The organism is Rhodococcus sp. NPDC047139, assembly GCF_040643435.1.
GTDB lineage: Bacteria > Actinomycetota > Actinomycetes > Mycobacteriales > Mycobacteriaceae > Rhodococcus.
The window spans coordinates 185,815-197,421 of sequence record NZ_JBEYUH010000009.1 but is presented as its reverse complement, the minus strand read 5'-3'; the positions used below and the strand labels follow the sequence as shown (position 1 = coordinate 197,421).

Below are 11,607 nucleotides of genomic sequence, written 5' to 3'. Positions count from 1 at the left end.
ATCGGCGGGCGTTGCCGGAGCCGGTGTTCGAGGCGGGTGAGTTCCGGGCGCCGGTGACGCCGGTGCAGCAGACGGTGGCTGCGGTGTTCGGTGAGGTGTTGGGGCTCGAGCGGGTGGGTCTGGACGACGATTTCTTCGCGCTGGGTGGTAATTCGTTGTCGGCGACGCAGGTGGTGTCACGGATCGGTGCTGCATTGGAAATGACGGTGCCCGTGCAATGGGTATTCACCGATCCGACCGTGGAGACCATGTCTCGACGAGTTCTGACAGGGGCGGGCGTCGACCACTCCTTCTCTCCGATCCTGCCATTGCAGGATCATGGCACCGAGACGCCGATATTCTTTGTTCACCCCATTGTGGGGCTGGCATGGTGCTATTCGGGGTTGGTGCGATACCTGAAGGACCTCGGCCCGGTATACGGTGTCCAATCTTGTGCGATCGACGACGGCGAGTTCCTTCCTGAGACTCTCGACGAAATTGCATCGCGGTATCTGGAGGAGATTCGTAAGGCCGTGCCATCAGGACCGTACCGACTCGCGGGTTGGTCTCTCGGCGGCGTGATCGCGCATGCCATGGCGGTCCGGCTTCAGGCTGCCGGGGAGAAGGTCGAGCTGTTGTGCATGATGGACAGCTTCACCGGTACGGCGGCAGAGACCTCCGGGTCTGTCGAGGTTTCGATGAAGGATCTGCTCGCAGGCTTCGCGCCGGAAGACATGGAACTCGGTGACGGGGGTGGGTTCGATCCCGATATCTTCGCGGCCGAGTTGGCGGATCGTGTGGGGATGGAGCCCGACCGTGTCGCGCACGTGGTCGATCGGTTGATGAAGACGGCCGAGCGCAACAGTCGACTGATGTACGAGTACGAACCCGGACAGTATGCAGGTGACCTTCTGTATTTCACGGCAGCGGCCGACGACCCGGCCGGAGGGCGTGGAGTCGCAGGATGGCGCCACGCAGTCACGGGAGAGATACACGAACATGCGGTACCTGTGACGCACTGGCAGATGACCTCGCAAGAAGCACTCGCAGTGATCGGTCCGATTCTGCGACGAGCTCTCGAGGGCAGCGACGAGGGGTGAGAGTGAAACGCTCGACGTGTTCGCACACGACCGTGCGTGCTGATGTGACCTGACGCATGTGAGGTGGGGCTGGACTGTCGGGTCGCGTCCTTCGGTGAGGTGTGGATCGCTCACCCTGTCCGGTGGTGCGACCGCGTCGGTATCGCAGAGCAGTTGCCGACACCGACAGCAATTCCGGGTCCGGCGCAGACGCGATAGCACGACCTTCCGTGCTCCCAGCAGTGGACCAGGGCGGTGTGTGCTCGGGGTTGTGGATCGGCACAGGCAGTACTCGTCCTGCTCCGACTCAACCCCAAATGTACGATTCGGCTGTGTCTGTGTCTGTGTCGGGGGATGCGACCGCGTTGGTATCGGATGGCAGTGAGGTGAGCTATGGAGAATTTGCGTCCAGGGTGAATCAGCTTGCCCGTCACCTGATTTCGGTGGGTGTGGGGCCGGAGTCGCGGGTGGCGGTGGCGATGCGCCGCAGTGTGGATCTGGTGGTGGCGGTGCATGCGGTGCTTGCTGCCGGTGGTGCTTATGTGCCGGTGGATCCGGATCATCCGGTGGAGCGGACGGGTCATGTGCTGGCGTCGTCGGGGCCGGTGCTGGTGTTGTCGACCTCGCGGGACGGCTTCGGTGGGGCGGGTTCGGTTCCGGTGGTCTTCGTCGACGAGGTGGATCTGTCGTCGGTGTCGGATGCTCCGGTGACCGATGCGGATCGTCTCGGGGTGTTGCGTCCGGAGAATACGGCGTATGTGATCTATACGTCGGGGTCGACGGGTCGGCCGAAGGGTGTGGCGGTCGAGCATCGCTCGGTGGTCAACCAGTTGCTGTGGATGCAGGAGCGGTTCGTCCTCGGTGTCGACGATGTGGTCTTGCTCAAGACGCCGTTCACCTTCGATGCGTCGGTGTGGGAGTTGCTGCTGCCGTTGCAGGCCGGTGCCCGGTTGGTGGTTGCCGAGCCCGATGGTCATCGTGATCCGGCGTATCTGGCGCGGGTGATCGACGAGCAGCAGGTCACGGCGGTGCAGTTCGTGCCGTCGGTGCTCGAGGCGGTACTCGACCAGTGGTCGTCCGGAATGTGGACCTCCCTGAGGGCACTGTTCACCGGGGGTGAAGAACTCTCCACCAGCACAGCACTTCGTGCGCGGCAGACATGCTCGGCTCAGGTGCACAATCTCTACGGTCCGACCGAGGCGACGATCCAGGCGACCTCGTTCACCTGTCTCGATTCGCCGGATGGCCGGGTGGTGCCGATCGGCACGCCGGTGCGGAACACTCGCGTGCTCGTGCTCGATGCTCGATTGCGACCGGTACCGGTCGGTGTGACAGGGGAGCTGTACCTGTCGGGTGTCCAGTTGGCCCGGGGTTACCACGCTCGGCCGGATCTGACGGCAGAGCGGTTCGTCGCCGACCCCTTCGGTTCCGGCGAGCGCATGTATCGCACGGGTGATCTGGGGCGGTGGAACGACTCCGGTGAGCTGGAATATCTCGGGCGTACGGACTCCCAGGTGAAGTTCCGGGGCCAGCGCATCGAGTTGGGAGAGATCGAAACCGTTCTCGGTACGGTTGCCGGAGTAGCACGTGCGGTTGTCACGGTCTACCGAGGCGCGCGGGGTGACAGCCTGATCGGGTATGTCGTGCCGTGCACTGGTGTCGAGGTCGAGCCGGCGGAGGTCATCGCTACAGTTCGGGCACTGCTCCCCACTTACATGGTGCCGTCCCGAGTGGTGGTGCTCGACGAACTTCCCCTCAATGCATCAGGCAAGCTGGATCGTAGGGCGTTGCCCGAGCCGATCTACGAGACCGACTCGTACCGCGCTCCCGTGACCGAGAAGGAGAAGGCTGTCGCAGCGGTCTTCCGTGAGGTACTCGGTGTGGAGCGGGTCGGACGGGACGACAACTTCTTCACTCTGGGTGGCAACTCACTGTCGGCGACTCGGATCGTGTCGGGTCTCGCGGCCCGTGGATGGCCGATGAAGCTTCGGTGGATGTTCGTCGACCCGACTCCTGCAGGGCTTGCAGCACAGGTGGACGGCGCGGGCGCTGCGTCGAACACGGGTACCGAGGTTCTGCTCCCGATCCGAACGACCGGGTCCGGTAGACCGTTGTTCTGCGTGCATCCGATCATGGGTCTTGCGTGGTGCTACGCGGGCCTGACCCGATACGTCGAGGACCGGCCGTTGTACGGGCTGCAGACCCCGGCGTTGACGGAGCCCGACTTCGAACCCCGCTCACTTCGGGAAATCGCGAGCAGGTACGTGACCGAGATTCGCGGAGTCGCCCCGGAAGGTCCCTACGATCTTCTCGGCTGGTCTCTCGGTGGGGCGCTCGCCCACGAGATCGGCGTGCAGTTGCAGGAGGTCGGTGCAGAGGTCGCGACTCTGGTCATGATCGACAGCTACAGAAACGCCGCGGCGGCCACAGTCGAGGGGCTCGATGCACTGACTGCTCCCGAGCTCCTCGGAGGTATCGGGATCGATCCGGAGGCTGTCGACACGCGAGGGAAGGAATCCGCCGCAATAGTCGACGTAGTCGCGCGAGCCTACAGTGTGTCCCCCGAGGACGCGGGTGCTCTCGTGGCAAAGTTGTTGAGCAACGCCAACCGCGATATGTCCTTGGCCGAATCGAACGAACCGGGTGTCTTCCACGGCGACGTCCACTTCGTCACCGCCGGTGCCGACGATCCGACCGGACAGCGCGCCGTATCGAGTTGGGATTCCTACATCGTGGGGCGGGTGAACAATATCGTCGTTCCCGAGACGCATTGGCACATGATGTCGCCCGAGGTGTTCTCGGTGGTCCGCGACGTTCTCGACCATGAGCGGCGTTTCATGGAGGTGAGACCGGAATCGCCGGTGGGGTAACGTGACCGAACCGGTAGCCGATACCGGTATGGCAATCAAGGCTTCACCGAGTGACGTTCGATTGCACGAAGGTGCCGACAGCAAAGGTGTATGAACAGATGGTGCGTGCAAGGAGACCTGCCCGTCTAGCGCGGCGAATCGGGGGTGTTCTACTCGGCGCAACTCTCGCGACGGTTCCGTTCACGGGCGTCGCTGCAGCCGACCCCATCACTGACGGCACGGCGGCCATCCCTGCCGTCACCTCGCCGAACGGTTCGAAGATCACGCGACTTCGGCCGTTGAACGAGCACGAGGTAATCGTCTACGTCTACTCCGCGTCGATGGACAGGGAAGTGCAGCTCGACGTGTGGCGCCCGCGCGACACGAGTGAGCCTCGCTCGACCTTGTACCTGCTCAATGGTGCCGGCGGCGGTGAGGACAGCGCCACGTGGCGTTACCGCACCGATGCTCGCGACTTCTTCGCGGACAAGAACATCAACGTGGTGTCGCCGATCGGTGGACGGTGGAGCTACTACACCGACTGGGCGAAAGAGGATCCCGAACTCGGTGTCAACAAGTGGACGACCTTCATGACGGAGGAGATCCCGCCGCTGATCGACGAACTTCTCGGTACGAACGGCATCAATGCCATCGCCGGTTTGTCCTCGTCCGGTACCTCGGTGTTCCAGATGCCGATCGCCGCACCGGGCCTCTACCGCGGGGTGGCGGCCTACAGCGGCTGTGCCCAGACCTCGGATCCGATCGGTCAGCAGTTCGTGAAGCTGACCGTCGAGACCTGGGGTGGTGGCGATACCACCAACATGTGGGGCCCGCCGGACGATCCCGCCTGGGTCGAGAACGACCCCTACGTCAATGCCGAGGGACTCCGAGGCCTCGACCTCTACATTTCCAACGGAAGCGGCTTGCCCGGACCGCACGACACCCTCGACGGTCCCGGTATCGACGGGAATGTCGAAGTGCTCGCCAACCAGGTGGTCGTCGGTGGTGTGATCGAAGCCGCGACGAACTACTGCACGCACAATCTGAAGAATCGCCTCGACGATCTCGGCATCCCCGCGACATACAACTTCCGTGACTCCGGCTCGCACTCGTGGGGCTACTGGCAGGACGACCTGAAGGACTCGTGGCCCGTGCTGTCGAAGGCTCTCGACCCCGCTGGAGAGTAAGTCGCATCACGTGTGATCGAGCGTCCACCGCGCCCGAATTCGAAGGGCCCGCTTCGGCGGGCCCTTCGTTGTTTCTCCGAATCGGCAGTGCGGACAAAACTCGTAAAACGAGCAGGATAATTGTGGCATGCACCACACCATTTCTCGGTGATGATGCACCGCTCGCCCGCGCATGTTTGCCTTATTGCATGTCGGGATCGCGTTTGTCTGTAATCGTGCCGGTTTACAACGAAGAAGAATATATCGGCGCTTGTCTGGAATCGCTGATACGTCAGCGGCAGGGTATCCACGAAATTATCGTCGTAGACAATAATTCGACGGATTCCACCACCGAGATCGTCCGTGCATACGCCGAAAAGTATCCCCTCGTGCGGGTGATATCAGAGGAGAAGCCCGGGGTGGTGCACGCGCGGAACCGCGGTTTCGACGAGGCTACCGGCGACATCCTCGGAAGAATCGACGCCGACACTCGGGTCACGAGGACGTGGGTGCGCGACGTTCTGGACTATTTCGGTCGCGGAGATACCGAGCGCGTGGGTGGAGTCACCGGGCTCAACGATTCGTACGACTCGCCCTACCGGAAGCTCAAGCGCTGGTCGGTGGACTGGCAGGTCGCCCACGGGATGCTGGGAGGCGAGCGCCGTCTGGCCAACATGCACGGCGCGAACATGGCGATCCGGTCCGAGGCATGGAAGCAGGTGCGTGACCAGGTCTGCGTCGATCCTGGCGTCCACGAAGACTTCGATCTCGGAATATGCCTCGCCAAGGCCGGCTACGAGATCGCCCAACTCGACCAGATGCGTGTGGAGGTCTCGCCGCGGCGTGCATACACCTCGCCGATCCGCTTCGTGACCTATGTACGGGCGACTCTCGAGACCGGCCGCGTGCACGGCATCGAAGGTGCCCGAATCCGTCTCGCAGCGCTCTCGCACTGGTTCGGGCACGTTGCGGTGTGGCTTGCCTACCGGCCGTACGACCCCACCAGGAAGCGCTTCTCGCTCAGGCGCGCATTCTTCGGTGGCTCCGGGAGGGCGCTGCCCGTCCGTTGATCGCCGTATGGGCAGCGCCGGTCAGCCCTGCGCTGCCCTGCGGTATCCGCGAACAGCGGGCCAGGCGAAGAGGGCCACCATGCCGACCGACCACGCAACCGTCTTCAGGAACGGCTCGGCGACCGGACCGCCCATCGCCAGCGCCCGCATGGTGTCGATCGCGCAGGACATCGGCTGGTTCGCCACGACGGGTTGCAGCCAGCTCGGATACGCCATGACCGGCACGAATCCCGAGTTGAAGAACATGAGCAGGGTGCACAGGATCGAGACGATCTCGACCAGGGGAGTGCGTCCCGGCAGGGTTGCGAGCGCGGTCACCATCAGGGAGAAACCCAGGCCGAAGACGAGCGGAACCACGAGGATCAACAATGTGGGCCCCGCCCCCTGCGTGAACCGGAAACCCATCGCGATACCGGCGGCGAAGATCACGAGCGAGGTGACGAATACACGCACCATGTCCGCCATCAAGCGGCCCACCAGTCCGGACGAACGATGGACGGGCAAGGTGTGGAACCGGCTCAGCAGTCCGGAATCACGTTCGGTGCGCAGTCCCACCGCGCTCACTACCGAGCCGAACATCGCGCCGACCAGCACGATCATGGGGACTGTGCCGAAAATCGACGGATATCCCGTCGCAGCGGTGATGCTGTCTCCGAGCACGATGCGGAACATGACGAGTGTCAGCGCGGGATAGACGAGTGCTTGGATCACCGTGGCGGGATCGCGAGCCCACCGCAGCAGCAACCGCCCGCACTGGAGGCGGCTGTGCTCCCACAGGGCACCGAGAGAGCTCTCGCTGCGGACCCGATCCGGCGCCGGATAGGCGAAGATGCGGTCCGGACTGCGTGGCGACTCGACGGTCTCGCTCATCGCCTCACTCCCGTCTCGTCGCGGCCCACACGGCGCCCGGAATGCAGATCACGGCCAGACCGATCATCCAGAACAGGCTCGGTCGGAAAACTTCCCAGGTCACACCGTCCTGGGCCATGTCGCGCATCGCGAACGAAAACTGTGAGATCGGCTGGTTGCGGACGAACGGTCTGATCCACTCGGGGAATCCCTCCTCCGGGACGAAGCCGCACGACAACATCCCGAGGATCAGCTGCGGCAGGGTCAATGCCTGCGCGGTCGCTTCGGGACTTCGGGAAAGACATCCGATCGCGTCGGCGCCGAGGCACAGCAGCAGGCTGATGATCAGCGCGGTCGCACAGAACAACACTGCCTGCCCGAGGCCGGCGGAGAACCGGAAGCCGATCAGATACCCGAAGCCGATCGCGGTCGTCAGAGAGATGACCGACCGCACCATGCTGGCGGCCATCCGGGACGCCAGAGGCACTGCCGCGGCCACCGGCATCGTCTGCAGCCGCGAGGTCAGACCGGTCGTGGCTTCCTGAGCAGCCATCTGAGCAGCGGAGATGGCCGCGAACGCCATCGACTGCAGCACGATGATCGGCATCAGGAACTGGGCGTAATCGATGCCTTGGAGTTGCATCACGAACTTGAGCGGAAGATAGAAACTCAGTCCGAAGACGAACGGAGCCAGTACTGCGACGAACAGCTCGCCGTACCGCGCCATCGTGCGTAACGAGCGGGTCGTGAGTACCCACCACTGGGGCACGGCCGACGGATTCGTCCGGCGATGCAGACCCTGATATCCGTTCCGGGCATCGCCCTGCAACGAGGCGGGATCGGATGGGCCCTGCAGCTGCTCGCCCGCCCGAGCGGTCACGGTCGCTCTCCCGCCCCGACCACGTGAGTACGATCCTCGTCCGGTGGCAGGCCGGTGTCGTCCTCTTGCGGTAAGGGCGACGCCGCGTGCCCGGTGATACGCAGGAAGACGTCGTCGAGCGACGGGCGTCGCAGCCCGATATCGGCAAGTTCCACTCCAGCGGGTTCGAGGCGTCTCAACACCTCGGTCAGGGTCGCTGCACCGTCGGCTGCAGGAATCGAGATTCGTTCGGCCTCGGGATGCAGGGCGAGGCGCACATCCTCGGGCACCAGGTCGCCGAGCGCGTACACGATCGCCGGAACGGCTCGCGGCTCGACCGGCACGATCTCGCAGAAGCTTCCGCCGGCGGAAGCTTTCAACTGATTGGCGGTGCCCTCCGCGATCACGGTGCCCTTGTCGATGACGATGATGTTGTCGCTCAGGACGTCCGCTTCTTCCAGGTACTGCGTGGTCAGCAGCACTGTGATGCCCTGGCGTTTGAGCGACGCTACGAGCGACCAGACACCCTGCCGGCTGCGCGGGTCGAGACCGGTGGTCGGCTCGTCGAGGAAGACGACCTGGGGGCGGACCACCAGACCGCACGCGATGTCCACTCGCCTGCGCATTCCGCCGGAATAACCCTTGACCGGACGTCGCGCGGCGTCGACCAGGTCGAACTCCCGCAGCAGTTCGTCGGCTCGGAGCCGAGCCGACCGACTGTCCAGCCCCATGAGGCGACCGAACAGGATGAGGTTCTCGCGACCGGTGAGGGTGTCGTCCAGTGCGGCGAACTGACCGGTCATCATGATCGAGCGACGGACGGCGGCCGCATCGGCGACGACGTCGTAACCTGCGACCCGTGCGCGGCCGGAGGTCGGCCGCAGCAGTGTGGACAACACCTTGACCACCGTGGTCTTGCCGGCGCCGTTGGGGCCGAGGATGCCGAGGACGCGACCGGGTGGTGCGGAGAAGCTGATCCCGTCGAGAGCGCGCACGTCGCCGAACGACTTGTGGACGTCCTCCACGAGAACTGCATGGTCGTGATCGTTCACATCACACCCCGCCGTAGATCTCGGTCCCCGTCGGGGATGGGTAGGTCCGTCACCGTCGGAATCGTACCGGGGCGCGGCCTCCGGGGAGGGCTGGACGAAGACCTCGGGGACCTTTCCGGTGGGTCCGCTATCACCGGAAGATTGCATCGGCGTCGCAGCGAAGGGTGACATACAGCACATATCCCGCGCCGGGGCGGGCGCGCGGGCCGGATCGTGGTTGGGTGAGCCGCGTGACCAACGGAGTATCCCGTCGACGGCTGCTGGGAGGTGCCGCGGGCGGATTTCTCGCGTGGGGAGCGTCGGCGGGGAGTGCTCGCGCCACTCCGCCGCGCCGACTTCCCGCCGCCGATACCGTCGAGACGGTCGATCCGGCCAGGATGAGTGCGGTCGAGGCAGCAGCTCTCTTGCACGCGGGCGAAATGCACCCCCGTGAACTCCTGGACGCGTGCCTGGCCCGCACGCGTGCACACGACGGCGCGATCGGCGCGTGGATCCGGCTGTACCCCGAGGTGGCCTACACGGCTGCGGATGCAGCGGGGGAGCGGCTCGCTCGCGCGCGGCGAGAGCAGGCTGCGGCGCCACTGGTGTGCGGCCTGCCCGTCGCTGTCAAGGACATCTTCGCAGTCTCGGGACTCCCGCTCACCGCCTCCAGTCGTGTCCTCGAGGGAAACATCGCGTCCGGACACTCGGGTGCGTGGCGTCGCTTGGAAGATGCCGGAGCGGTACTCATGGGCCATGCGCACACCGACGAATTCGCGATCGGTGTTGCGACCCCGCAGGTGGGTAACCCGTGGAACACCGACATGTCTCCCGGGGGATCGTCCGGCGGAAGTGCGGCGGTGCTCGCTGCGCGGTTCGCGCCCCTCGCGCTGGGCAGTGACACCGGGGGGTCGGTGCGGTTTCCGGCGAGCGCCTGTGGAATCTCGTCGATCAAGCCGACCTACGGCCGCATCACCTCGCACGGAATGATCCCCCTGACGTGGACGCGTGACCACGTCGGGCCCATGGGGCGAAGTCTTGCGGATGCCGCCCTGATGATGACCACCCTTGCCGGAGCGGATCCGGCCGATCCGATCACGGCGCTCGGACCCGCCGTTCCGGCAGCGGGTTATCCGTTGACGGCGGGCAGGGGAGCGAAACCGCTTGCAGGAGTGCGGATCGGACTTCCGGTGAACACCGACCCCGCCCCTCCCGAAGCGGTGCAGCGAGTGGTCGACGAGACGGCGCGGCTCCTCGAATCGCTCGGTGCGGTCACCGTGCCGGTGACGATGCCTTCCCTGCCCGAATCGCTCGTGACCGGCGATCAGGTCGAGATGGGTTCGTACCACCAGCAATTCACCGACCGGCTCGGCTTGTACCGCCCGGAGAACGCGGTGGTCGCAGGTGTCGCCGTGGCCTCGCTCGTCCTTCCGGCGGGCGACTACTTCGCTCTCGAGCGCGACCGTCTGCGGTATCAGAGCGAGTACAACCGGATGTTCGTCGACCAGGATCTCGACGCGATCATGCTGCCCGGCGCGGCCGTCGACGGCGCGCGGCGCCAGGAGTTCCTCGGCATCAGTGTCACGGCCGGTGTCACGGGCGATGTGCGCTGGGCGAATTACTCGGGTGCTCCGGTGGTGACCCTGCCCGCCGGCTATTCCGCCGAGACGGGGATGCCGGTGGGTGTGCAACTGGGAGCGCGTCCCTGGCAGGACGAACAGCTCATCGAGATCGGACTCGAACTGCAGGAAGTGCTGCCGGTATGGCGCGACGAGCCGCAACTCGTCGCGGCCGCAGCGCGTACTCCGGAAGTCGGACGGGTGCCCCCCGGACCCGGCCCCGACCCGACGAATACGATTGGGGCGGCTGCGCCGGTCCGGACACCGCCGATGAACCCCATCGGTTAGGCCGGTCCGAGCGTCGCGTCCCCCCGAGGCGCAGATCACGCATCGCCGCGAGTTGAACTCTCGCACGTGCTCCTGCATACTGGTCGGGTTGCCTTGACCGGGCCATGGATGTTTCGCGGCTCGGACGGGAAAGACGTGACAGTCGCGGATCGAGCCTCACGGCCTGGTCGCGGCCACATGCAGGACGGAAGCAGTACCCCGGTGCGCTCGTACGAGTGCAGCCGGTCCCGTTCCTTGCGGTGTCGTAGCTTTCGAGCTTCGGCGCCGGGGAATGAGCGGCGGGCCGACACGCCCGACCGCGTGGACCGGAGAACAATGACAGATGAACAGCGGCAAGCGGATCGGATACGTCCGGCTCGCAATGTGTACGAGTGCTGTTCTCGGTCGCCGTTCCTTGGGGAACTGTGCAGACGAGGTGGTTTCCGGTTCGGCCGGGAATCACGAAACGCGGCAAGAAAAGGACACTAAGCGTGGCGGGACAGAAGATCCGCATCAGGCTCAAGGCCTATGACCACGAGGCGATCGACGCATCTGCGCGCAAGATCGTCGAGACGGTTACCCGTACGGGTGCCCGCGTGGTCGGCCCGGTGCCGTTGCCCACCGAAAAGAACGTGTACTGCGTCATCCGCTCGCCGCACAAGTACAAGGACTCGCGCGAGCACTTCGAGATGCGGACGCACAAGCGGCTCATCGACATCCTCGACCCGACGCCGAAGACCGTCGACGCGCTCATGCGCATCGATCTTCCGGCGAGCGTCGACGTCAACATTCAGTGACATTCGAGTACAGCGAGCTTGTGAAAGACGCAGCGGAGACAA

9 protein-coding genes are annotated in these 11,607 nt (G+C 64.8%); 6 read left to right on the top strand and 3 right to left on the bottom strand.

Annotated features, from left to right (window positions below; genetic code table 11):
- From ABZ789_RS14270 to ABZ789_RS14255, 4 genes are all read left to right on the top strand, one after another.
- The coding region (locus ABZ789_RS14270; RefSeq protein ID WP_358424649.1) for a thioesterase domain-containing protein at positions 1-1,079 on the top strand (1,079 nt) is incomplete at its 5' end.
- Positions 1,080-1,375: 296 nt separating this feature from the next.
- The gene (locus tag ABZ789_RS14265) at positions 1,376-3,928 is read left to right on the top strand and encodes an amino acid adenylation domain-containing protein (RefSeq protein ID WP_358424647.1); all 2,553 of its coding nucleotides are present in this window, start codon (positions 1,376-1,378) and stop codon (positions 3,926-3,928) included.
- 98 nt (positions 3,929-4,026) lie between these two features.
- Complete coding sequence (locus ABZ789_RS14260; protein ID WP_358424645.1) at positions 4,027-5,094, top strand: alpha/beta hydrolase family protein; 1,068 nt, start codon at positions 4,027-4,029, stop codon at positions 5,092-5,094.
- A gap of 188 nt (positions 5,095-5,282) precedes the next feature.
- Complete coding sequence (locus tag ABZ789_RS14255) at positions 5,283-6,143, top strand: glycosyltransferase (RefSeq protein WP_358424643.1); 861 nt, start codon at positions 5,283-5,285, stop codon at positions 6,141-6,143.
- A gap of 21 nt (positions 6,144-6,164) precedes the next feature.
- Here the strand turns inward: ABZ789_RS14255 and ABZ789_RS14250 are convergent, their stop codons facing one another.
- From ABZ789_RS14250 to ABZ789_RS14240, 3 genes are read right to left on the bottom strand one after another with little or no spacing between them, the layout of a single operon-like run.
- Complete coding sequence (locus tag ABZ789_RS14250) at positions 6,165-7,013, bottom strand: ABC transporter permease (protein WP_358424641.1); 849 nt, start codon at positions 7,011-7,013, stop codon at positions 6,165-6,167.
- 4 nt (positions 7,014-7,017) lie between these two features.
- Positions 7,018-7,821: an ABC transporter permease gene (locus tag ABZ789_RS14245; RefSeq protein ID WP_358424674.1), complete on the bottom strand. Its 804-nt coding sequence runs from the start codon at positions 7,819-7,821 to the stop codon at positions 7,018-7,020.
- Positions 7,822-7,868: 47 nt separating this feature from the next.
- Positions 7,869-8,903: an ATP-binding cassette domain-containing protein gene (locus tag ABZ789_RS14240; protein WP_358424639.1), complete on the bottom strand. Its 1,035-nt coding sequence runs from the start codon at positions 8,901-8,903 to the stop codon at positions 7,869-7,871.
- 377 nt (positions 8,904-9,280) lie between these two features.
- Between ABZ789_RS14240 and ABZ789_RS14235 the strand changes: the two genes are divergently transcribed.
- Both ABZ789_RS14235 and rpsJ read left to right on the top strand, forming a co-directional pair.
- A complete protein-coding gene (locus tag ABZ789_RS14235) occupies positions 9,281-10,789 on the top strand; it encodes an amidase (RefSeq protein ID WP_358424672.1) in 1,509 nt (502 codons plus the stop codon).
- A 470-nt stretch (positions 10,790-11,259) separates the two neighbouring features.
- Complete coding sequence (gene rpsJ, locus ABZ789_RS14230) at positions 11,260-11,565, top strand: 30S ribosomal protein S10 (protein ID WP_003938093.1); 306 nt, start codon at positions 11,260-11,262, stop codon at positions 11,563-11,565.
- Positions 11,566-11,607: the final 42 nt, after the last annotated feature.